General features: G+C 41.9%; 24 protein-coding genes (1 of these 24 running past the window's edge). 18 read left to right on the top strand and 6 right to left on the bottom strand.

Going from position 1 to position 26,971, the window contains the following annotated elements; genetic code table 11:
- Positions 1-54 precede the first annotated feature (54 nt).
- A complete protein-coding gene (locus AADY36_RS13280; RefSeq protein WP_054562670.1) occupies positions 55-1,818 on the bottom strand; it encodes a sensor histidine kinase in 1,764 nt (587 codons plus the stop codon).
- Positions 1,819-2,054: 236 nt separating this feature from the next.
- On the opposite strand from AADY36_RS13280, the gene AADY36_RS13275 reads away from it, so the two are divergent.
- The 4 genes from AADY36_RS13275 to thrC all read left to right on the top strand — a co-directional run bounded on the left by AADY36_RS13275 (position 2,055) and on the right by thrC (position 7,312).
- Positions 2,055-2,429: a response regulator gene (locus AADY36_RS13275; RefSeq protein WP_054562669.1), complete on the top strand. Its 375-nt coding sequence runs from the start codon at positions 2,055-2,057 to the stop codon at positions 2,427-2,429.
- Between the two features lie 227 nt (positions 2,430-2,656).
- Positions 2,657-5,074 carry a bifunctional aspartate kinase/homoserine dehydrogenase I gene (thrA, locus tag AADY36_RS13270; protein WP_054562668.1) on the top strand — a complete coding sequence of 806 codons (2,418 nt, stop codon included), beginning with the start codon at positions 2,657-2,659 and terminating at the stop codon, positions 5,072-5,074.
- 9 nt (positions 5,075-5,083) lie between these two features.
- Complete coding sequence (gene thrB / locus AADY36_RS13265) at positions 5,084-6,010, top strand: homoserine kinase (protein WP_342409069.1); 927 nt, start codon at positions 5,084-5,086, stop codon at positions 6,008-6,010.
- A gap of 18 nt (positions 6,011-6,028) precedes the next feature.
- On the top strand, positions 6,029-7,312 hold the full coding sequence (thrC, locus tag AADY36_RS13260) for a threonine synthase (RefSeq protein WP_054562666.1): 1,284 nt from the start codon (positions 6,029-6,031) through the stop codon (positions 7,310-7,312).
- Between the two features lie 56 nt (positions 7,313-7,368).
- Here thrC and AADY36_RS13255 read toward each other — a convergent pair whose 3' ends face one another.
- Positions 7,369-7,737, bottom strand: a complete 369-nt coding sequence (locus AADY36_RS13255) for a hypothetical protein (RefSeq protein WP_130166844.1) — start codon at positions 7,735-7,737, stop codon at positions 7,369-7,371.
- Between the two features lie 290 nt (positions 7,738-8,027).
- Here AADY36_RS13255 and glyA point away from each other — a divergent pair, with 290 nt between their 5' ends.
- The 10 genes from glyA (at position 8,028) to AADY36_RS13205 (ending at position 18,417) form a co-directional block, all read left to right on the top strand.
- Positions 8,028-9,284 carry a serine hydroxymethyltransferase gene (gene glyA, locus AADY36_RS13250; RefSeq protein ID WP_054562665.1) on the top strand — a complete coding sequence of 419 codons (1,257 nt, stop codon included), beginning with the start codon at positions 8,028-8,030 and terminating at the stop codon, positions 9,282-9,284.
- Positions 9,285-9,392: 108 nt separating this feature from the next.
- Positions 9,393-9,842 carry a transcriptional regulator NrdR gene (gene nrdR / locus AADY36_RS13245; protein WP_054552576.1) on the top strand — a complete coding sequence of 150 codons (450 nt, stop codon included), beginning with the start codon at positions 9,393-9,395 and terminating at the stop codon, positions 9,840-9,842.
- 2 nt (positions 9,843-9,844) lie between these two features.
- Positions 9,845-10,984, top strand: coding sequence for a bifunctional diaminohydroxyphosphoribosylaminopyrimidine deaminase/5-amino-6-(5-phosphoribosylamino)uracil reductase RibD (ribD, locus tag AADY36_RS13240; RefSeq protein WP_342409068.1), 1,140 nt, complete (start codon positions 9,845-9,847; stop codon positions 10,982-10,984).
- Between the two features lie 4 nt (positions 10,985-10,988).
- The gene (locus AADY36_RS13235; RefSeq protein ID WP_274167407.1) at positions 10,989-11,642 is read left to right on the top strand and encodes a riboflavin synthase; all 654 of its coding nucleotides are present in this window, start codon (positions 10,989-10,991) and stop codon (positions 11,640-11,642) included.
- 42 nt (positions 11,643-11,684) lie between these two features.
- The gene (gene ribBA / locus AADY36_RS13230; protein ID WP_342409067.1) at positions 11,685-12,800 is read left to right on the top strand and encodes a bifunctional 3,4-dihydroxy-2-butanone-4-phosphate synthase/GTP cyclohydrolase II; all 1,116 of its coding nucleotides are present in this window, start codon (positions 11,685-11,687) and stop codon (positions 12,798-12,800) included.
- Positions 12,801-12,905: 105 nt separating this feature from the next.
- The gene (gene ribH, locus AADY36_RS13225) at positions 12,906-13,370 is read left to right on the top strand and encodes a 6,7-dimethyl-8-ribityllumazine synthase (RefSeq protein WP_054562661.1); all 465 of its coding nucleotides are present in this window, start codon (positions 12,906-12,908) and stop codon (positions 13,368-13,370) included.
- A gap of 15 nt (positions 13,371-13,385) precedes the next feature.
- Complete coding sequence (gene nusB / locus AADY36_RS13220) at positions 13,386-13,796, top strand: transcription antitermination factor NusB (RefSeq protein WP_054552571.1); 411 nt, start codon at positions 13,386-13,388, stop codon at positions 13,794-13,796.
- Between the two features lie 44 nt (positions 13,797-13,840).
- The gene (gene thiL / locus AADY36_RS13215; RefSeq protein WP_054562660.1) at positions 13,841-14,815 is read left to right on the top strand and encodes a thiamine-phosphate kinase; all 975 of its coding nucleotides are present in this window, start codon (positions 13,841-13,843) and stop codon (positions 14,813-14,815) included.
- Complete coding sequence (locus AADY36_RS13210) at positions 14,812-15,297, top strand: phosphatidylglycerophosphatase A family protein (RefSeq protein WP_054562659.1); 486 nt, start codon at positions 14,812-14,814, stop codon at positions 15,295-15,297. The genes thiL and AADY36_RS13210 overlap by 4 nt, the downstream gene beginning before the upstream one ends.
- 33 nt (positions 15,298-15,330) lie before the next feature.
- The gene (locus AADY36_RS13205; RefSeq protein WP_342409066.1) at positions 15,331-18,417 is read left to right on the top strand and encodes a two-component regulator propeller domain-containing protein; all 3,087 of its coding nucleotides are present in this window, start codon (positions 15,331-15,333) and stop codon (positions 18,415-18,417) included.
- Positions 18,418-18,477: 60 nt separating this feature from the next.
- Here the strand turns inward: AADY36_RS13205 and dxs are convergent, their stop codons facing one another.
- The 3 genes from dxs to xseB all read right to left on the bottom strand — a co-directional run bounded on the left by dxs (position 18,478) and on the right by xseB (position 21,564).
- Positions 18,478-20,340, bottom strand: coding sequence for a 1-deoxy-D-xylulose-5-phosphate synthase (gene dxs / locus AADY36_RS13200; protein ID WP_342409065.1), 1,863 nt, complete (start codon positions 20,338-20,340; stop codon positions 18,478-18,480).
- 89 nt (positions 20,341-20,429) lie between these two features.
- Entirely contained in the window at positions 20,430-21,317 is an 888-nt protein-coding gene (gene ispA / locus AADY36_RS13195; RefSeq protein ID WP_055021990.1) for a (2E,6E)-farnesyl diphosphate synthase, read from the bottom strand.
- Between the two features lie 4 nt (positions 21,318-21,321).
- Complete coding sequence (gene xseB / locus AADY36_RS13190; RefSeq protein WP_054552565.1) at positions 21,322-21,564, bottom strand: exodeoxyribonuclease VII small subunit; 243 nt, start codon at positions 21,562-21,564, stop codon at positions 21,322-21,324.
- A gap of 272 nt (positions 21,565-21,836) precedes the next feature.
- On the opposite strand from xseB, the gene pomA reads away from it, so the two are divergent.
- The 4 genes from pomA to AADY36_RS13170 all read left to right on the top strand — a co-directional run bounded on the left by pomA (position 21,837) and on the right by AADY36_RS13170 (position 26,114).
- Positions 21,837-22,604, top strand: coding sequence for a flagellar motor protein PomA (gene pomA / locus AADY36_RS13185; protein ID WP_054552564.1), 768 nt, complete (start codon positions 21,837-21,839; stop codon positions 22,602-22,604).
- Between the two features lie 3 nt (positions 22,605-22,607).
- On the top strand, positions 22,608-23,531 hold the full coding sequence (locus AADY36_RS13180; RefSeq protein WP_054562656.1) for a flagellar motor protein MotB: 924 nt from the start codon (positions 22,608-22,610) through the stop codon (positions 23,529-23,531).
- Between the two features lie 129 nt (positions 23,532-23,660).
- A complete protein-coding gene (locus tag AADY36_RS13175; RefSeq protein WP_054562655.1) occupies positions 23,661-24,137 on the top strand; it encodes a hypothetical protein in 477 nt (158 codons plus the stop codon).
- 66 nt (positions 24,138-24,203) lie between these two features.
- A complete protein-coding gene (locus AADY36_RS13170; protein ID WP_342409064.1) occupies positions 24,204-26,114 on the top strand; it encodes a DNA topoisomerase III in 1,911 nt (636 codons plus the stop codon).
- A gap of 1 nt (position 26,115) precedes the next feature.
- On the opposite strand, the gene AADY36_RS13165 is transcribed toward AADY36_RS13170, so the two are convergent.
- A protein-coding gene (locus AADY36_RS13165; protein WP_054562653.1) for a M20 metallopeptidase family protein crosses the window boundary here: on the bottom strand, positions 26,116-26,971 show its 3' portion. It continues 458 nt past the right edge of the window; only the last 856 of its 1,314 coding nucleotides appear in the window; its start codon lies off the right edge, out of view; the stop codon is at positions 26,116-26,118.

Genomic DNA, 26,971 nt, shown 5'->3' with positions numbered 1-26,971 from the left:
TAGCAATAAAAAACTGATGCCGAAATGAATCATTTCGGCATCAACGCTAATTGCTTATGAGTTAAACATTGAAAGTGGTTTTGGCATGTTTTTCGGAAAACTAATATGGTAGTGCAAGCCTTTACCGACTTCGCTAGATACCTCAATATCGCCACTTAGGGTTTGTTTAACGAGGTTAAAAGTAATATGTGTGCCTAAGCCACTGCCGCCTTGGTCGCGCTTGGTTGTAAAGAATGGGTCGAATAGCTTTTCTAACTGCTCTTTTGATACGCCATTACCATTGTCTTTAAAGTCGATAACGACTTCGTCATCTTCTTCTTTGATAACAATATCAATGATGCCACTTTCAATCCCTTCGAAACCATGAATGAGTGAGTTCATAATCAAGTTTGTGAAAATTTGACTAATCGCACCCGCAGGCAGGTTAAGTGTTAAATCATCAGGGCAATCTAAATTAATATGATGCGATGTTTTCTTTAGCTTTGGATGGAGTGAGCGGATCACTTCACCTAAATACTCTTTAAAGTTAATGGTACGTACCGCTTCACTGGCTTGGTCCACTGCAATTTGCTTAAAGCTTGCAACCAGCTCAGAAGCTCGGTCTAGGTTACTAGTGAGTAGGCTAGTACTTTGCTTGGCGTCATTAATAAACTCTTCAAGCGCTTTTGGCGATAGGGTTTTTTCTTTATATGCCGCTTCAATTTGGTCCAAGCGTTCTTGTAAAAATGACGTTGCGGTAACACCAATCCCAATAGGTGTATTAACATCATGAGTAATACCCGCCACTAAGCCACCTAATGCTGCCATTTTTTCTGAGCCAACTAAGCGCTCTTGCGCCATATTTAGTTCATCAAGGTAGCGTTGTAATTCAGTTTGCTTGGTAATGAGCTCTTGTTCAGTTTGTTTACGTAAATCAATTTCTTCAGTTAGTGTCAGCTTTTGTTTTTCAAGCTCGTATTTTTGTTGCTGCAAGTCCATCATCGCTTGGCTTAGGTTTGATGTTTTGCGCGCTACTTCTTGCTCTAACTGTAAGTTATGTTGGTCGAGCTTTTCGTTGCTTATTAAAAGCTCTTTTTGCGTATGTTCGAGCTCTTCACGGTAAAGTACTACCTTATCTATTAAGCGGTTGAAAGACTCTTCCATTACTTTTAATTCGTTGTGCTCAACAGTTTTGATCTCGATATGGCGGCCTTCTAGGTCGTTTAGTTCAAGATCTTCAATTTGTTCTGTGAATTGTGCCAATGGCTCGGTTAAGCGCTTTCTAAATGCAAGTAAGAAAAGAATGATCAAAAAGGTGGTTTTGATCATTGCATTACCAATTAAAAAGTAGATAGAAATCATGATGCGGCTAAATACCACTTCACGACTTGAGAACAGGGTTACATCACCTACTTGGGTTGTTTTACCCGAAAATTCAAAAATGAGTGGGAATGTGTAACCGAATAAGCCTGATGGCGTATCTTCGATAATCGCTTCTTCTTGCACTAACTGTTGACTGTATAGCTCGTGAATATCTAACGAGCGACCTAACTGAGAGAGTACCTCGCCGCTATCATCACGCACAATAATACCCTCGATCATAGGGATTGCCAGTAAGCCCTCAGCCGTGGTGATGGTTTGTTTATCGTTCAGTTCCCAAATAGCGCGGGTTAAACTACGGCTAAATGTTTTTTGTAAAGTCGTTAACTCGTCGCGAATATAATCTTTGGTATTAACGTACTCAGCAATAACTTGTCCACAGGTCACTACAAAAGTAAGTAAAAAGTAGACTGAGAGTACATTTGTTAATAATTCTTTGGACAGGCTTTTTTGTAGCATGGAATATCCATAGCTCCTTGGTGACAATTGTAATACATTCAGCTAGTTCTAAAGTTAGCTAATAAATGGTTAAAAAGAAATAAATATATCCTTTTTTACTGGAACATTTATAAATTGTTAGTAAATTTTGAAAAAACTTGCCCTTACTGCGCTTGAAAAAGTGTGTTATAAATTTATTCCATCTTTAATTTAGCCTTTTTTGATGTTGTATTTGCTACAGCGAAGATTTTTATTTCATGAATAATCCTAATTTTTCAGTACTGGTCTGTGATGATTCAAATATTGCCCGAAAGCAGGTAGTACGCTGTTTAGGGGATTGCTTGGATGCAGATGTTCAACAAGCCACAAATGGCCGCGAAGCTCTTGCCTTATTGCGCGAGCAAAACTTTGATCTATTGTGCTTAGATTTAACCATGCCAGAATTGGATGGTGTTGCAGTGCTCGAAACGATCAAAGCAGAGAAAATTGAGTGCTTTGTTATAGTAATTTCGGCTGATATTCAGGCTGAAATGAAACAAAGAGTAGTAAAATTGGGTGCTATTGACTTCATTGATAAACCGATAGATCTTGTGCGACTAAAAGCAACTTTGCATAAATTTGGTATTCACTAATCTTTTATATAACACAAACGCATAATTTATCTTTTCTTTAAGGGTTGACAGGCTGGCTATATTTAAGGCAGTCTACAGGCTATGAAAACATTTAATCGCGCAACGACCATTATTATTACAACCATCATCCTTACGGGATAGTGGCATAGGTCGGTGCAACAAAATTATAGGCCTGTGTTCACTAGAACACAGGCCTTTTTCGTTTATGGAATGAGGAAACATAAATAATGCGAGTATTAAAATTTGGTGGGTCGTCCTTGGCCGACTACGCATGTTTGCAACAGGTAGCTCAGTTAGTCAAAGAAGAATTACGCGATGAAATGCTGTTAGTACTGTCAGCACCGGGTGGTATGACAGATTCATTAGTAGCATTAGCAAGCGCTGCAGAGCAGGGACAAGATTTTAGTGAGTTATGGCAAGCATTGGTTGCGCGCTGTGAACAACTAAAAGCTGCTGTTGAAGCTGACTTTGGTCAGGTAGCAAGTTGGCCTGATTTGAGCGAACTTAAGAATAAACTAGATGGTGTTGCACTTTTAAAGTGCTGCCCAGACCAAGTACGTGCTTATGCAATCAGTTTTGGTGAGCGCGTAAGTGTAGCCTTAATGGAGTGTATGCTTAAAGAAAGTAATGCTCGTTATTTAGAAGCGACAGATTGCATAGCTTCAGTGGGTGGCTATATTGATGCTGAAGCTGACTTGGCTGCAAGTAAGTTACGTTTTCAAGCAGCATTAAAAGCGGCACCGAGCACTATTTATATCATGCCGGGTTTTACTGCTGCCAATGAGCAAGGTGAGCTAACAACACTTGGTCGCAATGGTTCCGATTACTCAGCAGCTATTGCGGCAGCATGCCTAGAAGCTGAAGTATGCCAAATCTGGACTGATGTTGACGGTGTTTACAATGCAGACCCGCGTTATATCAAAAAAGCATCTAAGGTTGATTCGTTATCTTATAAAGAAGCAATGGAGCTGTCTTACTTTGGTGCGAAAGTATTGCACCCGAAAACGATTTTACCTTGTGCCAAAGCGGGTGTGCCGTGCGAGATCAAAAATACTCATAACCCACGTGCAGAAGGTTCTGTGATCAGTAACGACAGTGTGTCGAACGATCCAGTTAAAGCATTATCAAGTTTACAAAACCTCGCTATGTTAACGGTGTCTGGCCCAGGTATGAAAGGCAAAGTTGGCATGGCGTCAAAAGTATTTAATGCACTGGCGCACGACAATGTTTCAATTGTACTAATCACTCAATCTTCGTGTGAATTTAGCATCAGTTTCTGTGTGCATGAGAGTGACCTATCTCTTGCTTTAGAAGCATTACAAACTGCTTTCGAATTAGAATCACAAGCCGGCTTAATCGAACCAGTACAAGTGCAGCGTAACCTTGCGATTGTTACTCTAGTTGGCGATAACATGCGTGCGCACAAAGGTTTAGCGGCTAAGTTCTTTGCTTCATTAGCTCAAGCGCAGGTTAACATTGTTGCCATTGCACAAGATTCGACTGAAAGCGCCATTTCAGCGGTTATCGACGGTGAACTATGCAACGACGCAGTAAAAGTGTGCCATGAGAACTTCTTTACTCACATTCCTTCAATCGATGTGTTTTTGCTTGGCTGTGGCTTAGTGGGCCAAGAGCTTATTCAGCAGTTAGAGCGTCAGCAAGCATGGCTTGAAAAACGTAACATCAAGCTGAACTTGTACGGTGTTGCTAACTCAAGACAGCTTTATCTAGATAGCGAAGGCATCGCTTTTGATGGCTGGCAAGACAAACTAGCCGAGTCAGAACAAGCATTTGATTTAAATCTGGTTGAGCAATTTGTTAAACAAAACCATTTAATTAACCCTGTGATCGTAGATTGTAGCTCAGCCGATAAGCTTGCTGCGCAATATGTTGATTTCTTGAATGCCGGTTTCCATGTGGTTGCGGCAAACAAAAAAGCCAATACTAGCTCGTATGCTTACTACCAAGATTTAGTAGCAGCAACACAAAAGAATAACCGTAAGTTTTTATACGAAACAAACGTAGGTGCAGGCTTACCAGTACTTGATAACTTGAAATCACTATTTGGTGCCGGTGATGAGCTTATTAAGTTCAGCGGTATCTTGTCGGGTTCATTATCGTATATGTTTGGTGCGCTACAAGATGGTTTATCTCTTAGCGAAGCAACGTTAAAAGCAAAAGAAAGTGGTTTTACAGAGCCAGATCCACGTGATGATTTATCAGGCACTGATGTTGCTCGAAAACTACTGATCATTGCTCGTGAATCGGGTCTTGAGTTAGAACTAAGCGATATTGAAGTTGAATCAGTTTTACCAAAAGGGTTTGCAGAAGATGATTCTGTAGCAGATTTCATGGCAAAACTACCATCACTTGATGCACAGTTTAACGACCGCATTCAAAGTGCTGCAAGTGAAGGTAAAGTACTTCGTTATGTGGGCACTATTGAAAACGGTCAATGTAAAGTAGGCATTGAAGCCGTAGATAGTAGCCATGCTCTTTACGATATCCGTGACGGTGAAAATGCATTGGCAATCTTAAGTCAATATTATCAACCACGTCCGTTTGTGATTCGTGGTTATGGCGCAGGTGCTGAAGTAACGGCTGCAGGCGTATTTGCTGATATCTTAAAAACATTAACACGTTAGGAGCTGGTCATGATCCGTGTATATGCACCCGCTTCAATCGGGAATTTTGCTGTCGGCTTTGATGCACTAGGTGCTGCGCTGGCACCTATCGATGGCACTTTATTAGGCGATGTTGTAGAGGTGAGTGCCGCTGAGCAAGATACTTTTGTCTGCTCTGGCGACTATGCCCATAAACTGCCTGCTAATGCTGAAGAAAACTTGGCTTATCAATGTTTAATTCATTTTAAAGAACACGTTGCGCCGGCTATGCCAGCGGTAAAACTTGAGCTTAAAAAGAACCTACCAATTGGCTCAGGTTTAGGTTCAAGTGCTTGTTCTGTGGTGGCAGCATTTGCTGCCCTTGATAAATTTGCCGAAACCAACTTATCTCAAGAGCAACTTATCGAGTTGATGGCTGATTTTGAAGCCATTGTTAGTGGCGGCCGTCATTACGATAACATCACACCCTGTTATTTAGGTGGTTTGCAATTAACTGGTGAACTGATTCCGAACAAGTCAATTTCGTTACCCGTTGATAATCAATGGTATTACGTAGCAGCTTTTCCAGGTTTTTCACTGAATACTGCAAAAGCGCGTTCGGTATTGCCAGCGCAATTATCAATGCACGACAGTGTTGAGTTTGCACAGCGACTGTCTGCATTTAGCAGCTTATTGCTTACTGGTCGCTTTGATGCTGCGTTATCAATTATGACAGATGAAATCGCTGAGCCACATCGCGCACCATTAATCCAAGGTTTTGCTGAAGCTAAAAGTGCCTTGCCAGAGCTTGGCGCAGAGATTATCAGTATTTCTGGTGCTGGCCCAACATTATTTACCGTGTGTAAGAGTCTTGAAGCTGCTCAAAAGTGTGCAGCTTGGCTGAATGATAATTACGTAAATGAACAAGGTTTCAGCCACATCTGTAAACTTGATCAGCTTGGCACACGACAGCTTTAAAGAATTTAAGGAATAAACATGCAATTACATAATTTAAAAGATGAAACACAACAGGTGTCGTTTGTTGAAGCGGTAAAAACGGGGTTAGGACGTAACCAAGGGGTATTCTTCCCAGAAAGCCTTTCGCCAATTCAAGACATTGATGCGTTACTTGATTTAGACTTTGTTAGTCGTAGCAGCAAGATTTTATCGCACCTAATTGGCGATGAACTACCTGCCGATACCGTTGCACAGATGGTACAAAATGCTTTTAACTTTGATGTGAAACTGGTTGAAGTAGAAAAAGATATTTATTGCTTAGAGCTATTTCATGGTCCAACGCTTGCGTTTAAAGACTTTGGTGGCCGTTTTATGGCTGAGTGTCTTGCACAATTTAACCAAGGCGAAAAAGTAACAATTTTAACTGCAACATCGGGCGACACGGGGGCTGCGGTTGCCCATGCATTTTATAATAAGCCAAATATCGATGTCGTGATTTTATACCCGAAAGGTAAAATTTCACTAGCGCAGCAAAAGCTATTTACAACATTAGGCAATAACATTCACTGCTATGCTGTTGATGGTAGCTTTGATGATTGCCAAAGCATGGTAAAGCAAGCTTTCTTAGACGATGAAGTTAAACAAAAGCTAGGTCTAAATTCTGCTAATTCAATCAACATCAGTCGTTTAGTTGCACAGGTTTGCTATTACTTTGAAGCCATTGCTCAATTACCTAAAGAGCAGCGTAGTAAAGCGCATATCTCAGTACCAAGTGGTAACTTTGGTAATGTGTGCGCTGCGATGATCGGTGCTGTGCTTGGTATGCCAGTAGCGAAACTAAGTGCTACAACTAACCAAAACGACACGGTGCCACGTTTCTTACAAAGCAAAGAGTGGGCGCCGAATGACACACTTGAGTCGTTATCGAACGCCATGGATGTGAGTAAACCAAATAACTGGCCACGTGTTCAGTTTATGTTGGATAACAAATGGTTTAGCTATGATGATTTTTATTCAAGCTGTGTTGGCGAAGAAGAAACAAAAGAGGTGATGAAAAAAATTCATCAAACGGGTTACATCGCAGAGCCTCATACTGCAATTGCTTATCAAGGCTTGAAAGAAAATCTAGCAGATGGCAGTGCAGGTATCTTTTTAGCGACTGCACACCCAGCAAAATTTAAAGACAGTGTAGAAGAAATTTTAGACATCGAACTACCTATGCCGAAACCACTTGCTGATGCGCTAGCAAATGAGTGTTTGGCTGAAGATATTAACTTTGATTATCAATTGCTTCGAACTGAGCTGTTAAATAAATTAGCATAACCTTGATTATAGAGCGGCTAAGCCGCTCTTTTTTATGCAGTCTTTTAATAAAGCCCTCAATGAAGTAACGAATGGCTATGACGGTTTAAAATCCGCATGCTTAGAATGACCCCTGCCGAGATACACAGCAAAATACTGATCACCGAAACGAGTTCATTTTGCGTCCATTGCATCAAGGTGAATGCCGAAATAAAAATGATAAAAGGTTTAAATTCATAGTAATAGCGACGTTTTCTTTGCTTGACTCGCTGGCTTGAATGATCGGTTCTTCTGGCTTCAGAACGCATCCGCCAAATGTTAGCACCTAATAAAAATAAGATTACACCGATTAATGTAGGCACATAATTATTGGCTAATGTGATACAACTGATGCCGAGAAAAAAGTATCCGTAGGGGACTAATTCGTATATTGGTTTAGCTAACATGTACTTATACCATCCTTGATATTGACCAGTCTTATAAGCTTAGTTTGCCCTAATAAAAACGCAATTTAACAGAGCGATTTTTGTTTAAGTAACATTTTAAATATCTATGAAATATTTTAAATTTATAAATTTTTGTTATGTATCAATAAAAAAATATCATTATTAAAACACTGTGAAATAAATTCAATCCCTGTTTAAATATGTTCATCTTTACAAGATAGGCAAAAGTGCGTTTTAAGCGTACAATACAGCCTTTAAAAAACACCATACACGTTGCCTTAGGAGACCCCATGTTAGAACGTAGCATGAATATTTCGGATTTCGATCCAGAGTTATTTGCAGCCATCAATAAAGAGACGGCTCGTCAAGAAGAGCACATCGAACTGATCGCGTCTGAAAACTACTGTAGCCCACGCGTACTTGAAGCGCAGGGTTCTCAGCTTACCAACAAATATGCTGAAGGTTACCCAGGCAAACGTTACTATGGCGGTTGTGAGCATGTTGACGTTGTTGAGCAATTAGCAATTGACCGTGCAAACGAATTATTCGGCACAGATTACGCTAACGTTCAACCACATGCGGGTTCACAAGCAAACGCAGCTGTTTTCCAAGCTCTTCTTCAGCCGCACGATACAGTACTAGGTATGAGCTTAGCTCATGGTGGTCACTTAACTCACGGCTCACACGTTAACTTTTCTGGTAAAACGTACAATGCAATTCAATACGGCCTAAACGACGAAACAGGCGAAATTGATTATGCTCAAGTTGAAGCACTTGCATTAGAGCACAAGCCAAAAATGATCATCGCTGGTTTCTCTGCATACTCAGGCGTTGTTGACTGGGCTAAATTCCGTGAAATCGCTGATAAAGTAGGTGCATACTTATTCGTAGATATGGCTCACGTTGCTGGTCTTATCGCGGCTGGTGTATACCCAAGCCCAATCCCTCACGCACACGTTGTTACAACAACAACTCACAAAACATTAGCAGGTCCTCGTGGCGGTCTAATCGTTTCTGCATGTGGTGATGAAGAGATCTACAAAAAGCTAAACAGCGCTGTTTTCCCTGGCGGTCAAGGTGGTCCTTTATGTCACATCATCGCTGCTAAAGCGGTTGCTTTCAAAGAAGCATTACAACCAGAATTCAAAGCGTACCAAGCACAAGTTGTTAAGAACGCACAAGCAATGGTTGAAGTACTGCAAGAGCGTGGCTATAAAGTTGTTTCTGGTAAAACAGACAACCACTTATTCCTTCTTGACCTAATCGATAAAGATATCACAGGTAAAGATGCTGACGCTGCACTAGGTAACGCAAACATCACTGTAAACAAAAACTCAGTACCAAACGACCCTCGTTCACCGTTTGTAACGTCTGGTCTTCGTATTGGTTCTCCGGCTATTACTCGCCGTGGTTTCAAAGAAGCTGAGTCAAAAGAGCTTGCTGGCTGGATCTGTGACGTACTAGACAACATCAACGATGAGTCTGTACAAGCAGAAGTAAAAGAGAAAGTTAAAGCTATCTGTAAAAAATTACCAGTTTACGCTTAATTACTAGTTAAACCGTAATTAAGATAACAATAGCGTTGTTTTTTGCTATTATAAAGGCCGCTTACTAAGCGGCCTTTTTTTGTTTTTTATAAACGGAAGTTGAACCCTATGCATTGCCCTTTTTGCACCGCAAAAGATACTAAAGTAATTGATTCTCGACTAGTTGGCGGTGGTCACCAAGTGAGACGTCGACGTGAATGTAACGAATGCCATGAGCGCTTTACCACCTTTGAGGGCGCTGAACTTGTGATGCCAAGAGTCATCAAGCAAGACGGTAGCCGTGAACCATTCAATGAAGACAAGTTACTGAATGGCTTGCATCGCGCTTTAGAGAAACGCCCAGTGAGCACTGAGCAGGTCGACGAAGTCGTTAACATCATTAAATCTCAACTTCGTGCTACGGGTGAGCGTGAAATCTCTAGCCATTTAATTGGCGAATGCATCATGGAGTCACTAAAGAAACTCGACAAAGTAGCCTATGTGCGCTTTGCATCGGTTTATCGTTCATTTGAAGATATTCGCGAGTTTGGTGAAGAAATCGCTCGTTTAGGTGATTAATCATGTCGTTTACAGAGCTTGATACGGCTTATATGGAGCGTGCCATTGAGCTTGCTAAACTAGGTCGTTTTACTACGACGCCAAACCCGAATGTTGGCTGTGTTTTGGTTAAAGATGGCGAAATAGTCGGTGAAGGGTTTCATCAATTAGCAGGGCAGGGCCATGCTGAAGTGAATGCCTTGGCTGTAGCTGGCGACAACGCGAAAGGCGCCACTGCATATGTGACTTTAGAGCCATGTAGTCATTATGGACGAACTCCACCTTGTGCCGAAGGTTTAAAAGCCGCGGGTGTTAGCAAGGTGATTGCCGCTATGGTTGACCCAAACCCTGCGGTGAGTGGTCGCGGCCTACAAATTTTAGCTGACGCCGGTATTAGCGTTGCATCAGGTTTACTTGAACAACAAGCGCGCGATTTAAATAAAGGCTTTTTAAAGCGTATGGAAACTGGATTGCCATATGTGACTTGTAAAATGGCATGTAGTTTAGATGGTAAAACTGCGCTAAATAACGGCCAAAGTAAATGGATAACAGGCCCTAAGGCGCGCCAAGATGTGCAAGCATTTCGTGCGCAAAGCTGTGCTATCTTAACCGGTGCAGACACCGTTATTACTGATAATGCCAAACTTAATGTTCGTGTTGATGAGTTGCCATTTACCATGCCAACCTCTTTGCCTTTGCGCCAACCAACCCGAATCATTATTGACTCACAAAACAGGTTAACGCCTGAGCTTGCGTTATTCAGCATCGAGAGCCCGGTGATAATTTTTACCACTTCGCTTGATAATCACACCAAATGGCCTCACTTTGTTAAACACGAAGTAGTACCAGCAATTAACAATAAAGTTGATTTATCGGCGGTTTTAAAGCGTCTTGCTGAACTACAATTTAATCATATTTGGCTCGAAGCGGGGGCAACCCTTGCTGGGGTGTTCGCAGAGCAAGATTTAATTGACGAATACATTGTTTATATTGCCCCTAAGTTAATAGGTGATATGGGCAAAAGCTTACTAAACTTTGCAGAAGTCACCATGATGAATGATATCACTGAACTGAACTTTACTGATACAGTGGTGATTGGCGACGATATTCGCTTAACAGCGATAAAAGCAAAGCAAGCCACAGACATTGAAAATAAAGAGTAGCACTATGTTTACTGGAATTATTGAAGCAACAGGTAAAATTGTTGAACTAACACAAAAGCAAGGTGATCTAGCTATTCGTATTCAAAGCGCTAATTTGGATATGAAAGACGTCAAGCTCGGTGACAGTATTGCCACCAATGGTGTGTGTTTAACGGTTGTCGCTAAACATAGCGATGGTTTTAGTGCTGACTTATCAAACGAAACAATTAGCTTAACTGGGTTTGCACATTATAAAAAAGGTCAAACAGTTAACCTCGAAAAAGCCATGCAACCGGTTTCTCGCTTAGGAGGGCACTTAGTGTCAGGGCATGTTGATGGTATTGCGACTGTCGAAAGTATTAGTCCCAATGCTCGTGCAACCGAGTACTGGTTAAGCACAGACAATGATTTAATGAAGTACATTCCGTACAAAGGTTCTGTGTGTATTGATGGCATTAGCCTAACCGTCAACGAGGTTGAGCAAAATCGCTTTAAGCTGACGATTGTTCCGCATACTGCAGAGCAAACAACGATTGCAGAATTTCAGGTGGGGACTCAGGTGAACTTAGAAGTTGACCAGATTGCTCGCTATTTAGAGCGCCTAATTAAAGGGGCTGAACAACCTTCCCGTTCAGACATATCAATGAGCTTGCTAGCACAAGCTGGCTTTATTAAATAAGCAAAGATACGTCACTATTAATCATACTCTCATGGGCACATTATGAATTTACACAGCGCGCAAGAAATTATCGATGACATTAAAGCCGGTAAAATGGTTATTTTAATGGACGATGAAGACCGAGAAAATGAAGGCGATTTAATCATCGCAGCAGAGCACATTAGTGCTGATGCTATCAACTTTATGGCAACACATGGCCGTGGTTTAATTTGTTTAACAATGACACAAGAGCGTTGTCAGCAGTTAGAATTACCACTGATGGTGAAAAATAACGGTGCAGCTTTTTCAACTAACTTCACTATGTCGATTGAAGCGGCGAAAGGTGTAACTACAGGTATTTCAGCGGCCGACCGTGCACGTACCGTTCAAGCCGCAATCGCTAAAGGTGCCGTGCCGAGCGATATCGTACAGCCAGGGCATATTTTCCCAATTATGGCGCAGCCTGGTGGCGTGTTAACACGTGCAGGTCATACTGAAGCAGGTTGTGATTTAGCGCGTTTAGCGGGTCTTGAGGCGTCATCTGTGATTGTTGAAATCTTAAACCCAGATGGCACCATGGCGCGTCGCCCTGATCTTGAAGTATTTGCTAAAGAGCATGACTTAAAGATTGGCACCATTGCAGATTTAATCGAATACCGAAACCTAAACGAAACCACCATTGAGCGCGTTGCTAAATGTAAACTGCCAACAGATCACGGTGAGTTTGATTTAGTGACCTACAAAGACACCATTGATGGTCAGCTTCACTATGTTTTACAAAAAGGTGAAGTATCGAAAGACGAGCCAACGTTAGTACGTGTTCACTTACAAAGTACCTTTAACGATATTCTATTATCAGATAGAAGTGCTGATCGTAGCTGGGGCTTATCAGATGCGATGGCTTATATCGCTGAGCACAACGGTGTGCTGGTTATCTTGGGTAAACAAGAATCAACTGAAGACCTAGAAGCAACCGTTAAAGCCTTTGCCGCTGAAGATGCTGGCGAAAATGTGAGTCATCGTAAATTCCAAGGTACATCGCGTACTGTGGGTGTGGGCTCGCAGATTTTGGCTGATTTAGGTATTGAAAAGATGCGCTTAATGAGCCGTCCTAAGAAGTACCATGCGTTATCTGGTTTCCACTTAGAAGTGGTTGACTACGTTGAGCCTAGCTCTTAATTAGGGAAAACAGATTTACTAGGCTACTTTTATATTTTTGTGGTATTATGCGCCGTAATTTTTGCGCAATCGCAACCGCTTAAACTTATTTTTTAGGGTTATTAAATGAAAATTATTGAAGGTAACAAATACGCACCGGGCAAAAAATTTGCCATTGTCATTTCTCGCTTTAATGACTTTATTGGTAGCAGCCTATTAGCAGGTGCTGTTGATGAGCTTAAGCGCACAGGTGGCGTATCTGAAGACGACATTACAGTTGTTTACGTACCAGGTGCCGTTGAATTACCTTTAGCAGCGAAACGCGTTGCAGCAAAGAAAGAACACGATGCAATCATCGCTCTAGGCGTAGTGATCAGAGGTGGTACACCACACTTTGATTTAGTCGCTGGCGAATCAAACAAAGGTCTTGCGCAAGTATCTCTTGAGTATGATATCCCGGTTGCATTTGGCGTATTAACCACTGAAAGCATTGAGCAAGCAATTGAGCGCGCAGGTACCAAAATGGGTAACAAAGGCGGCGAAGCTGCTTTAGGTGCGCTTGAAATGGTTAATGTGTTAGACAAAATTTAAGTTTAAGGAATCTCTGTGAAACCAGCAGCAAGACGTAAAGCACGTATCTTAGCACTTCAAGCCGTATACTCTTGGCAGTTAAGCGGTAACCCAATTGCTGATATTGAACAGCAAATGTTAATTGAAAATGATGTGACTAAGATCGACGTCGAATATTTCAAAGACCTAGCACGCGGTGTTGTTGTTAACTGTAAGCAATTAGATGAAATCGTTGCACCACATTTAGCACGCCCAGCTGATGAGTTAGACATGGTCGAAAAAGCAATTTTACGTCTGTCTGGCTATGAGCTGAAATTCCGTGAAGACGTACCTTACAAAGTGGCAATCAATGAAGGCATTGAGCTTGCTAAGATGTTTGGTGCTGAAGACAGCCATAAGTTTGTCAACGGTGTACTTGATAAAGCAGTGAAAGAACTGCGTAAGTAAGTAACCCCGTAAAGGAGAGCCGGCTTGGGCCGGCTTTTTTGTGTATGAAGGAATTTGAACTAATCAATCGTTACTTTAAGGGGCGTGGCATTATTCGCCGTGATGTGAACCTAGGTATTGGTGACGATTGTGCCTTAGTAACTGTGCCTGAAAACTGTCAATTGGCGGTAACAACAGACACCTTAGTTGCGGGCGTACACTTTTTTGATGACATCTCTGCGCGTGCCCTTGGGCATCGAGCTTTAGCTGTTAACTTAAGTGACCTTGCGGCAATGGGCGCTGAACCTACGTGGATTTCGGTAGGCCTTACGTTGCCTGAAGCAAATATCGAGTGGCTTGAAGAGTTCACTGAAGGCATGCATGAAATTGCAGAGTACTTCAATGTGCAAATCATTGGTGGTGATACCACTCAAGGCCCTTTAACTATTACGATTTGTGCTAAAGGCATCGTGCCTGAAGGCAAAGCACTGCGCCGTAGCGGTGCTAAAGTTGGCGATTGGATTTATGTAACAGGTCCATTAGGAGATGCTGGTGTAGCCATTGAAGCCCGTAAACAAGGCCTCGATATCGCCCCTGAACACTTAAGCTATTTAAATAATCGCTTTGATTATCCGACTCCACGTGTTGCAGCTGGTCAGGTTCTGCGAGGCGCTGCCTCTGCAGCAATTGATATTTCCGATGGCTTATTAGCTGACTTGGGCCATATTTTAGCGCTATCGCAAGTTAGTGCGGTGATCAATGTTGATAAAGTGCCTGTTTCTGATGCATTAAACTCGTCGATTCCACGAGCAGAGCAATTTGACTATATCTTAAATTACGGTGACGACTACGAGCTGCTGTTTACTGTGCCAGAAAGCAATAAAAGCATGGTTGATATGAAGCTACGCCAATATGGTGTTGAAGCAAGTTGTGTAGGTCAAATTAAAAGTGGCGAAGGTGAGATTGAGCTATTACTTGATGGTGAGCAATTTAATTATCAAGGTAAGGGCTTTCAGCACTTTACGAAGGAGCCGGTTTGAGCAGTAACCGATTATTCAATTTAAAACGCCCACACCAATTTTTTGGTTTGGGTTTTGGCTTAGGCCTTGCCCCTAAAGCACCTGGCACCTTTGGTACCTTTGCTGCCTTGCCATTTATTTTTACTACTATGTACTTTCCACTGTGGTTACAGATTGTGTTTGCCATCGTGATCAGTGTATTTGGTATTTGGGCATGTGGTAAAACAGCAGATGACTTAGGGGTACATGATCATCCAGCCATTGTTTGGGATGAAGTTGCTGGTTATTATATCACCATGATTGGTGCTGCACTGAGTTGGCAGTCACTGTTGGTTGGTTTTTTATTGTTCCGCTTTTTTGATATCGCTAAACCAGGCCCTATCCGAATTCTAGATAGACGTTTACACGGTGGCTTGGGCATCATGGCTGATGATATTTTAGCAGGTATATTTTCATTAATTTGTGTTCAAGCCTTGTTTAAAGCAGGCTATTTGCCTTTTTAAACGATGAGTTAAGTGTTACTTGGTGGCAAGTATATGATGCGATTTCTAGTTGTCTGTTTGTTGATGCTTTGCAGCACGTCTGCGTTTGCATCTATTACTGACTATGTCGTCAAACAGTGGAACATCCAAAATGGCTTGCCATCGCAATCTTTAAAAAGCATTGCTCAAGATGAGCAAGGTTATATGTGGCTAGGTACTCAGTTTGGCTTAAGCCGCTTTGATGGTAACACCTTCACTAACTTCAATACGCAAAACAGCGATTTCCTACCAAGTAATGGTATTAATAAGCTATTAGTCGATAGTACTGGGTTACTTTGGGTTGGTACCAAAAATGGCTTGGTAACACTTGATCCTAAAACCATGATGTCGCAAACCTTTAACGTCAAAGGTCCGGTTCGCGATATTCTTGAAGACTCCAAAGGCAGTATATGGATTGCAGCGAATGGCCTTTATTACGTTGCTCGAAATCAAGTCACACTCAATCAAAACTCAGCGTTAATTGTACCTGTATCTAATGCCACAGCAATTACGCAAATTGTTGGTTCAGTGAGCCAAATGGCGTTGTCGCCAGAAGGCATTTGGCTGGTCAATGAGCGTCATTTATTGCGTTTAACCAATACCTCTTCTGACTTTGCAAAGTTACGATTAGAGCTGACTGCCAAAGTTTCATTACCTGAGCGTTTAGCACAAACCATTATTCATGATATGGCTTGGCTTGAAGGGAACTTATACCTAGCTTCAGAGCTGGGTGCTTACTTTCTTGATTTAGATGACGAGCTGCGCCCATTCCCACTGCCAAATGCCAGTAACTCTGCCGTTTATAAGTTTATGAGCGACTCAGATGGGGCGCTTTGGATTTCGACCTATGGCCGACTGTTATTTCGTGATAATTCAGGGGATTGGCAATGGGTTGAGCCAAGCCAGCTCGATCAAAGCATTTGGTTTGCCGATATTTTCCGTGACAATCAAAATAATATTTGGCTGGCAAGTTTCAGTGAAGGCTTATGGCTTGCTCACGAAGGACGTATTGAACGTCACTCAGCTATCTCAAATATGACCGAAGCGGTGATGGCGATTAGCCAAGCACCTGATGGCAAACTATGGGTGGCTAACCGCAGCGGTGTTGGCTACTTTGATTACAACAAGAATTTTGTAAATCAAATTCCGAGTAACCAGTTTGGTCTAGCTGCAGTGCACGACTTACAATTTGATGGTGATCGTTTGTACATCGCAACAGGCCGCGGTGTGTTTTATTACGAAAATCAAAACTTGTATACGGTACCGGGGCGAGCGCTGCGCGATAACCCAGTATTCGCAATTAGCCGTTCTAGCAAAGGCGGTTTTTGGCTCGGTACTGGCCGTGGTATGTACCGCTTAAGCTACGGTGGTTTAACACCCTTTGCATACAATGCATTCTTAAGCAGTAAATTTATTACCTATGTTCTGGATGAGCAAAACTTTGGCTTAATTGGCACCAGTAAAGGGGCTTATTACTTTACCGACCGCGGGATTGAAAAAATTGGCGACCAAACCAGCTTAGAAAGTGCCTACGTTACTAGTATTTTGAATATTGAAGGGGTGGGGATATTAATTGGCTCACTTAACGATGGTTTATTTTATCGCAGTACCAAAGGTCAGTGGCGTCAGTTAGATGCGACAGATGGTCTGCCGTATGGCTCTATTTTTAGTCTTGTTTACGATAAGCAATTAAAACGTATCTGGGTTAGTACCATGAAAGGTGTATACCGCATGCCAGTAGAGCAGTTTGGTACTGATATCGAGAGCTTAAAAGTAGAACAAGTGATCTCATCGTTCGACCGTCAACTTGATGGTAAAGCAAGTCAGTGTTGTGCTGGTCTGGGTCATGACGCTGTAGCAGATACCGGTAACTCTATTTGGTACCCAAGCCTACAAGGTGTGGTAGAAATACCAAAGAGCGTTGAGCTTTTTGGTGTTCAAGCTCTTAAGCCTCGCATTGAAAGCTTGATCACGCCGCTTCGTCATTTAAGTACCGCAACTTTAGGTAATAAACCAGAGCTGCAAATTGATGAACGCGATGTAACGTTAAAATACACTGCGATTGATTATTATGCTCCTTCAAGTATTGAGTTCCGTTACCGTTTAAGTGGCTTAGACAGTGACTGGCGTTATGCCAATACTCGTCGTGAGGCAATCTATACCAACTTACCGCCGGGTTCGTTTTTATTCCAACTTGAAGCAAAACGCCGTGGTGAAGATTGGCAAAAAGCACGTCGTACTGAGTACAGCTTTGTAGTGCCGCGCCGTTTTGATGAGACTATTTATTTTAGACTCTTGATCACTAGTAGCTTTATTTTACTGTTCTACCTTGTATTTTGGGTATTTAGAGCGCAAGAGAAACGTAAGCAATTAGCCCTTGAAAGCTTAGTAACAGAACGTACCGTAGAGCTTCGAGAAGCTAACGATAAACTTAACCAAGTGAACTCACAGCTTAAGTTAGTTAGTCACTCAGATGAGCTTACAGGCCTACGTAGCCGCCGCTTCTTGTTTGATCAGCTCCCTAAAGATATCGAACACTTCCAGCGTAACTCGCAATCATTGCAAGCGCAGGGTAAGTCGCTCGTGCTATTGATAATTAACTTTGATAACTTCAGTCGCATTAATGATGCATATGGCCCGCTTGCCGGCGATAGCTGCTTACAGCAAATGGCGACTTTATTGAATAGTCGTACTCAAGGTTCTGACTATGTTGCACGCTGGAGTGGCGATGAGTTTTTACTCTTACTACGTGATTTCAAACGCACAGCAATAGACAATTATGTGGCCGATTTATGTGAAGCAATTGCAGCAAACCCATTTAGATTACCGAATGGAGAATCGACCACGATTACTGCGTCGGTTGGCTGGTCTTTCTATCCTTTACCTTTATTAGGTGGCCAAGTTATTGGTTGGGAAACCTCAGTTAACCTTGCTGATATTGCATTGCATCAAGTTAAAAAGCGCGGTGGTGATGGTGTAGCAAACATTACCTTTGACGAGCAATTAGATGCCTTTGAATTCGAGCAGAGCCACAATGTTGATCAGCAGCTTAGTGCACTTCAAGCTAATGGCTTAGCCGATATTAAAATTTGGATGCGTTAGCGTTTCTATTGGTATTAAAAAAGGAGCCTTAAGGCTCCTTTTTTGTGAATGCTGTTTGGCTTAAGCCATGAACTCTTTGATGCTAGTTAAGATACCACTTGCATCTAGGCCCATTTCGGCGTGCATTTCATCTTGCGTACCATGCTTAATGAACTCATCTGGAATACCTAAATTTAAGATAGTCACATCCGCTTTGATTGCAGCTAAGTATTCATTTACAGCAGAACCCGCACCGCCTGCAATGGCGTTGTCTTCTAGGGTAACAATGACATCATGACTGCCGAGTAATTCACTGATAGCGTCAGTATCAAGAGGCTTAATAAAGCGCATATCAATCACTGTTGCGTTAAGCTCTTCTGCAGCTACCTTGGCGTTCTCTAGCAGCGTACCAAACGACAATATGGCCACTTTATTACCTTGTTTGATATTACGCGCTTTACCAATTTCAATTGCACTCATGGTTGATTCAACCTCACAATTACCGGCACTACCACGTGGGTAACGAACAGCAACAGGTTGATTGCATTGGTAGCCAGTGTAAAGCATTTGGCGGCACTCGTTAGTGTCGCTAGGCGCCATGATAATCATGTTAGGAATACAGCGCATAAAGCTTAAGTCATAGGCGCCTTGGTGAGTTTCACCATCAGCACCAACAATACCGGCACGGTCAATAGCAAATAGAACAGGTAAGTTTTGTAATGCTACATCGTGGATAAGTTGGTCGTACGCACGTTGTAAAAAGCTTGAATAAATAGCAACAACAGGCTTCAACCCATCACAAGCAAGACCAGCTGCAAGCGTTACAGCATGTTGCTCAGCAATTGCTACATCAAAGTATTGCGCTGGGTACTCTTTAGAAAAACGTACCATGCCTGAGCCTTCACGCATGGCAGGGGTAATTGCCATTAGCTTGTCGTCTTGAGCTGCCATATCGCATAACCAGTCACCGAACACATTTGAGAATGTGGCAGCGCCCGGTTTTGATTTTGGTAATTTCGACATGCTCGGATCAAATTTTGGTACGCCGTGGTAGCCAATTGGATCTGCTTCAGCAGGCTTATAACCTTTACCTTTTTGCGTTTTAATATGTAGTAATTGCGGGCCTTTAAGGTTGCGCATATTACGTAAGGTATCAACCATCATATTAACATCGTGGCCATCAATTGGGCCGATGTAGTTTAGGCCTAACTCTTCAAAGAAAGTGCCCGGAATGACCATACCTTTTAAATGTTCTTCCATTCGGCTGGCAAGTTCTTTCACTGGCGGTAAACCAGAAAGAAGCTTTTTACTGCCTTCACGAATATTGGTGTAGAAGCTGCCAGATAAAATACGGGCAAAGTGATTGTTTAGTGCACCTACGTTTTCTGAAATCGACATTTCATTATCGTTTAAGATAATTAACACGTTAGGGTTAACATCACCCATGTGGTTCATCGCTTCAAATGCCATACCAGCAGTGATCGCACCATCGCCAATAACAGCAACTGTTTTACGATCTTTACCTTCTTTTTCGGCAGCAATGGCCATGCCTAAGGCTGCTGAAATAGAGGTGCTCGAATGGCCAACACTAAATGTATCGTAAGGGCTTTCTTCACGGTATGGGAAAGGGTGCAAACCGTCTTTTTGACGAATAGTATGCATTTGGTCACGACGACCCGTTAAGATTTTGTGCGGATATGCTTGATGACCCACATCCCATACTAAACGATCTTCAGGAGTGTTATAAACATAATGCAGCGCAACGGTTAGTTCAACAGTGCCTAAACCTGATGCTAGATGACCACTACTTTGCGAAACTGAATTAAGTAGGTATTCGCGTAACTCTTTACTAAACGCAGGTAACTTGTCTTGCGCTAAATCACGCAGCTGTGCTGGTTCGTCAACCAAACTTAATAATGGATACTTGCTACTATCAAGTGTCATGATTTTTTATACATCCTTCGCTAACCAGAGTGCATTATAGCCCATTGCTGCTCTGATTTTTTAGTTATTTTGTCTTTCTTTTTTAGGCATTAATAATTACGTTCAACGATATAGCTAGCAAGGCTCGCCAGTTCGCTGGTGTCGTAATCAATTGCCTCAAGAGCTTGATGAGCTTGAGCTAGTAAATCTTGTGCTTTTTGCTTTGCACCAGCCATACCTAATAAAGCAGGGTAAGTTGCTTTATTAGCCGCAATATCTGAGCCTTGTGGCTTACCTAATGTTTCAGTATCAGCTTCTACATCAAGGATATCGTCTTGTACCTGAAAAGCTAGCCCTATTGCTTGGCCAAATAGGTTTAATTGCGCGAGAGTATGTTCATCACAGCTTTTTGCACTCAATGCACCGAGTGTAATAGCACAATTAAGCAAGGCGCCCGTTTTTAGCTGATGAATGCGCTCTAACTGCGCAACGGTAATTTCTTTATCGGTCGCTTCAATATCCAGTGCTTGCCCACCTACCATACCTTCAATACCTGAGGCTTTGCTTAATGAGGCAATCATTTTTACTTGCTGGCTCGCAGGAACGGCAAATTGATGGTTGGCAATTAAATCAAATGCCAGCGTTTGTAATGCATCGCCCGCGAGTATGGCTTGCGCTTCGCCATAAACAATATGACAGGTAGGGCGGCCACGTCTTAAGTCATCATCATCCATGGCAGGTAAGTCATCATGGACTAAAGAGTAGCTATGAATACACTCAATAGCGGCAGCAAGAATATCAAGATCGGTCTTGTCTGCGCCCATCATTCGACCCGTTGCGTATACAAGGTATGGACGTAAGCGCTTACCACCATTTAAAACACCGTAATGGGTGGCTTCTTTGATGGTTTTTTCGGTATTAAGTGGTAGTTCGAAATAGCGATTTAAATGTGCTTCAACGTCTTCACGAGCGCGTTGTAGTTGTTCTTTTAATTGCACTTAATTAGTCCAAGTTTGAATCAAAATTGCTAAGAGGAGCTTGGCTATCGTTACCCATTAAAATGGCAACCTTTTGTTCGGCTTGCTGTAACTTACCAGACGAAGCATTCGCCAGTGCAATGCCGCGTTCAAATTGTTTTAGCGATTGTTCTAGTGACAATTCACCTTGCTCCATTTGTGCAACAATTTGAGATAATTCATCCAGCGCTTCTTCAAAGCTTAAGTTTTCTGGTTTCTTTGTTGCCATTGTGGCCTCGATAGCTGTTAGAAAGTGAGGCCAATTTTAGGTGGAATGCTAAACTAGGTCAAAGAATGATGTGTTTTTTTACGCATAATCCATTTTCAATATGCTATTTTTACGGTTTTAGATACAGCTTAAACTTGTAGCTTAAAAATCTTACATTAAAATAAAATTAATTCATTTAATGATTTAAGTATTTCAACTGCTTGCCGATAAGCAGTTAATAATAAAAATTTGATACCTGAGGGTGTCGTGTAATTGTTCCTCTGGAGGGGTATGTGGATTTAGCAACCATAATAGGTATTCTTGGTGCCATAGGCTTAATTGCTATGTCGATGGTGTTAAGTAGTGACGGCCAAGTTGCAATGTTTTACAACACGCCTTCGGTGGTCATTGTATTTGGTGGTTCGATTTTTATCGTATTATCGAATTTCACTATGGGGCAATTTTTGGGCATAGGTAAAGTCGCTGCAAAAGCCTTTATGTTCAAAATCGAATCTCCAGAAGAATTAATTGAAAAAGCAGTAGAATTAGCTGATTCAGCACGTAAAGGTGGTTTCTTAGCATTAGAAGAAGCCGAAATCCCCAACGGTTTTATGCGCAAAGGGGTCGATATGTTAGTGGATGGTCATGATGCTGATGTTGTTCGTGCCACCCTACAAAAAGATATTTCTCTTACAGCTAACCGTCATGAACTAGGGGCTGGTTTATTTAAATCACTTGCCGATATTGCCCCTGCGATGGGTATGATCGGTACGCTAATCGGTTTGGTTGCTATGTTATCAAACATGGATGACCCAAAAGCAATCGGCCCTGCAATGGCGGTTGCACTTTTAACTACTCTCTATGGTGCGTTCTTAGCAAACGTTGTTGCTATTCCAATTCAGGTAAAACTAGAGCTACGTAAAGACGAGGAAGCGCTTAATCAACGTTTAATTCTCGACGCGGTACTAGGTATTCAAGATGGTCAAAACCCGAAAGTAATTGAAGGTATCTTGAAAAACTACTTAGCTGAATCAAAACGTAAAGTTGATACCGAGGAGTAGGGCATGTCAGATCAAGAGTGCAAATGTCCACCACCGGGTTTACCCGCCTGGATGGGAACCTTCGCAGATTTAATGTCATTATTAATGTGCTTCTTTGTACTCTTGCTTGCTTTCTCAGAAATGGACGTACTGAAGTTTAAGCAAATTGCCGGCTCCATGAAGTTTGCTTTCGGTGTACAAAATAAAATTGAAGTAAAAGATATTCCAAAGGGAACCTCGGTCATTGCCATGGAGTTCACTCCGGGTAAACCTGAACCCACACCTATTGAAACGATTCAACAACAAACCGTAGAAATGACGCAACAAATGCTTGAGTTTCAGGCTGGCGACGAAAGCTCTGCCGGTGGTCGACAAGAACAGCGCGGTAATAAACGAGGTGGTGAATCGCAAAGTACGGCTCAGCAACAAGCTTTAGAACAGTCAATTTCAGCAGCTGATCAAGAACAAACAAATGAACTTGTGAAGAAAATTGCTCAGCAACTAGAACAGCAAATTATGGATGGTGCGATTGAGCTCGAGTCATTAGGCCAGCAAATTATTATTCGTATCCGTGAGAATGGCTCATTCCCATCAGGTAGTGCTTTTTTACAGCCAAAATTTAAACCTATTATTCGTGATATTGCTACGCTGTTAAAAGATGTGCCGGGTGAAATAACCGTGTCAGGTCACACTGATGACTTCCAAGTATCGAATGAACTTTATACTAATAATTGGGATTTATCATCAAAACGTGCGGTGGCAGTTGCCAGTGAAATGGAAAAAGCGCCCGGTTTTGATAAATCTCGTATGATGGTGGTAGGTCACGCAGAAACAAGGCCTCTTGTACCGAATGTGACCGATGAAGATCGCAAGCGTAATCGCCGTGTTGAAATCTCTATTATGCAAGGTAAAGCACACGAGTCTGACCCTATTGATGTAAGGCAATAAATCAATTAAAGTGAAACTTCATTAACACATGTAATGGAGTATAAAAATGAAAAAAGTTGATAAATATAGCTATATGCCAGGCAATGGTGATGGCGGTGATGATGATAAAACTGATTAAGGCACTGCATTTTGCCTGATTGGTTTGTAGAAATTAGAGTTATATTAAGCAATAGCTGGGTGTTCATTTTGAGCCCGGCTATTATTATTTTTTACCTTCGTAAAGATTGGCCCGCTTTTTATTTCTCTATCATTACTGCTGCTTTTTTCCTTTATGGAACTCTTATTTATTCTGCTTTAAGAGAGTTTGATGATATCTATATCTGGCGCTATGTAGTCTGGGCTTTTAATGATATTGCTTGGATGGCAATCATTGCTTACTTGGGTATTAAAGATAAAGTCTACTTATGGCAAAGTGTTTTAGGGCAGTTGGTTGTGATAATGGCGCCCATTCTACAGTTGTTCCGTTTAGTTGACCGCCACCTTTGGGATTTGTCTTACAGCACCTACATGTACAAGACCCTGCTACCGCTAATCAATATTGGTACTGTGGTCGTATGTTACCTACCGCTTATCTACCTCTTTACTCGACGAAGCCAGCAAGCATAAGGCGTTTCTTCGTTAAAAATCCTGTGCTAGACTACTGTTTATAAAAACAGTATTTAGTGTTGCGTTATGAAACTTTACATTGCCGAAAAACCATCCTTGGCGCGAGCCATTGCAGATGCACTGCCAAAACCACAAAAAAAGCATGATGGCTATATAGAGCTAGGTAATGGTGATTGTGTCTCATGGTGTATTGGTCATTTGCTTGAACAAGCAGAACCCGATGACTACGATGCAAGTTTTAAAAAGTGGCGGTTTGAGCATTTACCTATCGTGCCTGAACAGTGGCAATTAAAGCCTAAATCAAAAACACGTAAACAACTCACTGTATTAAAAAAGCTAATCAAGCAGGCAAATATAATTGTTCATGCCGGCGACCCTGATAGGGAAGGCCAGCTATTGGTTGATGAAGTGATCGAACAGGTTAAACTTAGCCAAGTTAAAAAACAGCAAATTCAACGACTCTTGATCAGCGACTTAAACTTAGGTGCAGTTAAAAAAGCGCTGAATAATTTAAAATCGAATCGCGATTTTATTCCATTGAGTGTATCTGCTTTAGCTCGCTCACGTGCCGATTGGCTATTTGGCATGAATTTAACTCGCGCTTATACGCTTGCTGGGCAAAAAGCTGGGTTTGGTAATGTGTTATCTGTTGGGCGTGTTCAAACTCCTATTTTAGGTCTAGTTGTAAATCGTGATAATGAAATAGCTAACTTTGTAGCGAAACCTTTTTATGAAGTATTAGCTCATCTTGAAACTCAGCAGCAGCAAGTATTTTCTGCAAAGTGGCAGCCAAGTAAAGCATGTGAACCTTATCAAGATGAAGAAGGGCGGGTATTACATAGAGGGCTTGCTGAAAATGTTGTGTCACGCATAACTAATCAGCCAGCGAAAGTAGTTGAGCTTGAACAAAAGCAAAAAAAGCAACAAGCGCCACTGCCTTATAACTTGTCGGCTTTACAAATTGATGCGGCAAAGGCGTTTTCAATGCCAGCACAAAAGGTGCTAGATACCTGTCAAAGCTTGTATGAGCGTCATAAGTTAATTACGTACCCTCGTTCAGATAACCGCTATTTACCAAAAGAGCATCATAAAGATGCAGCGAGTATTATTGCCGCCATCACTAATAATGAAGGTCAAGTAAGTGAAGCTTGCAAGCAAGCTGATACCAATAAGCGGAGTAAATGTTTTAATGACAGCAAGGTTGCAGCTCACCACGCTATTGTTCCTACCGAAAAACAGCTTCGCTCAGCATCATTAAATAGTGATGAACAAAAAATCTATCGGTTGATCTGCCGTCATTATTTAATTCAGTTTTATCCAGACTATATATTTAACGAAACTAAAGTAACGGTTGAAATTGCGGGTGGGCTTTTTAAAGCTGCTGCTAAGCAAGATGTTAGCTTAGGCTTTAAAACATTAATGGGCAAAACAGAGTTAAAAGATGAGCAAACCTTACCGCCACTTGAAAAAGGTCAGCCGCTACATTGCAATCAAGGTGAAGTGGTAGACAAAATGACGACACCGCCAGCGCATTTTACTGATGCTACCTTATTGAGTGCTATGACAGGCATCAGCCGCTATGTGAAAGACCCAGAAATTAAAAAGATCCTCAAAGAAACTGATGGCTTAGGCACTGAGGCTACAAGGGCTGGTATTCTTGAGCTTTTATTTAAACGACGCTTTTTAGAGCGTCAGGGTAAAAACATTCTAGCTACCGCAACAGGCAAAGCTCTTATAAGTACATTACCAGAGCAGCTTGCTAGCCCTGACTTAACAGCTAAGTGGGAAGCATCGTTAGGGAATATAGCTGAGCAACACATGAGTTATCAGCAATTTTTAACGCCATTGTTGGCAGAGTTACATGCTTTAGTTGAGCAAGCCAAGCAGTGCGACAGCCAAGTCTTTGCTCAGTTACCAAAAACGCCGCAAAAGCGACGTTTTAAAAGAAAAACTAAGCCTAGAGCTAAGTCAGCCTAAACTATTTTTTGTTGAATAGGGCAACCGCAGCATTACTCATCGCTGTAATCCCTGTAGGAAGAGCCTTCTTGTAATCAGGTGCAAACTTGCTTGAGTGTAAAGAAGGTAATGTTGCGCCAGATTGCATTGCTGCATCATATTGACTCGGTTCAACACCGCCTAACCAAAACAAAGTAATTGGCACGTGCTGCTCTGTACGACCGTATAGACCAAAGTCTTCGCCAGCCATTACAGCTTCAGTTTCAAGAACATTGTCTTCACCAATAGCATTAGCAATTGCTGAACGCACTACATTGGTTTGTGCAGGGTTATTGTAAGTCGAAGGAATTGACTCATCTTCATGTACATATACTTCAGGCGCTAAGCTTTCATCAAGGCCAGCACTTAATGCGATACCTTTAGAAATTCGTTTAATCGCCGCGATTTGTTGCAAACGTACTTCAGGGTTATAACTGCGAAGTGTGAGCTGTAGTTTTACTTCATCAGAAATGACATTGTGTTTAGAGCCACCATGAATTGAGCCAACAGTGACCACTGACGGTTCAAGTGGTGACAATTCGCGACTAGTAATAGTTTGCAGTGCCAATACAATACGTGAAGCAATCACAACAGGGTCTATTGTTGTATGTGGATAGGCACCGTGACCGCCTTTACCCTTTACAGTAATATCAACAGAGTCAACACTTGCCATCGTATACTCAGTTTTCATGCTAACTTTACCAGCAGGAACACTCGCACTTACATGTAAACCAATAACATGGTCTGGAGTAGGGTACTTAGTAAAAAGCCCTTCTTTAAGCATTGCTTTTGCACCACCGCCTACTTCCTCTGCAGGTTGTGCGACCATCATTAACGTA

Source organism: Pseudoalteromonas sp. D15MCD-2, from assembly GCF_038562745.1.
GTDB lineage: Bacteria > Pseudomonadota > Gammaproteobacteria > Enterobacterales > Alteromonadaceae > Pseudoalteromonas.
Note: the sequence above shows the minus strand (reverse complement) of the source record. Positions and strands in the feature narration are given on the sequence as shown.

Excerpts from the sequence above, each read along its gene's own strand:
- glyA (WP_054562665.1), top strand. The coding sequence starts at position 8,028 with ATGTTAGAACGTAGCATGAATATTTCGGATTTCGATCCAGAGTTATTT.
- thrB (WP_342409069.1), top strand. The coding sequence starts at position 5,084 with ATGATCCGTGTATATGCACCCGCTTCAATCGGGAATTTTGCTGTCGGC.
- xseB (WP_054552565.1), bottom strand. The coding sequence starts at position 21,564 with ATGGCAACAAAGAAACCAGAAAACTTAAGCTTTGAAGAAGCGCTGGAT.
- ribD (WP_342409068.1), top strand. The coding sequence starts at position 9,845 with ATGTCGTTTACAGAGCTTGATACGGCTTATATGGAGCGTGCCATTGAG.
- ribH (WP_054562661.1), top strand. The coding sequence starts at position 12,906 with ATGAAAATTATTGAAGGTAACAAATACGCACCGGGCAAAAAATTTGCC.
- AADY36_RS13275 (WP_054562669.1), top strand. The coding sequence starts at position 2,055 with ATGAATAATCCTAATTTTTCAGTACTGGTCTGTGATGATTCAAATATT.
- thrC (WP_054562666.1), top strand. The coding sequence starts at position 6,029 with ATGCAATTACATAATTTAAAAGATGAAACACAACAGGTGTCGTTTGTT.
- thiL (WP_054562660.1), top strand. The coding sequence starts at position 13,841 with ATGAAGGAATTTGAACTAATCAATCGTTACTTTAAGGGGCGTGGCATT.
- nrdR (WP_054552576.1), top strand. The coding sequence starts at position 9,393 with ATGCATTGCCCTTTTTGCACCGCAAAAGATACTAAAGTAATTGATTCT.
- AADY36_RS13235 (WP_274167407.1), top strand. The coding sequence starts at position 10,989 with ATGTTTACTGGAATTATTGAAGCAACAGGTAAAATTGTTGAACTAACA.
- thrA (WP_054562668.1), top strand. The coding sequence starts at position 2,657 with ATGCGAGTATTAAAATTTGGTGGGTCGTCCTTGGCCGACTACGCATGT.
- AADY36_RS13170 (WP_342409064.1), top strand. The coding sequence starts at position 24,204 with ATGAAACTTTACATTGCCGAAAAACCATCCTTGGCGCGAGCCATTGCA.
- AADY36_RS13255 (WP_130166844.1), bottom strand. The coding sequence starts at position 7,737 with ATGTTAGCTAAACCAATATACGAATTAGTCCCCTACGGATACTTTTTT.
- AADY36_RS13205 (WP_342409066.1), top strand. The coding sequence starts at position 15,331 with ATGATGCGATTTCTAGTTGTCTGTTTGTTGATGCTTTGCAGCACGTCT.
- dxs (WP_342409065.1), bottom strand. The coding sequence starts at position 20,340 with ATGACACTTGATAGTAGCAAGTATCCATTATTAAGTTTGGTTGACGAA.
- AADY36_RS13280 (WP_054562670.1), bottom strand. The coding sequence starts at position 1,818 with ATGCTACAAAAAAGCCTGTCCAAAGAATTATTAACAAATGTACTCTCA.
- AADY36_RS13180 (WP_054562656.1), top strand. The coding sequence starts at position 22,608 with ATGTCAGATCAAGAGTGCAAATGTCCACCACCGGGTTTACCCGCCTGG.
- ribBA (WP_342409067.1), top strand. The coding sequence starts at position 11,685 with ATGAATTTACACAGCGCGCAAGAAATTATCGATGACATTAAAGCCGGT.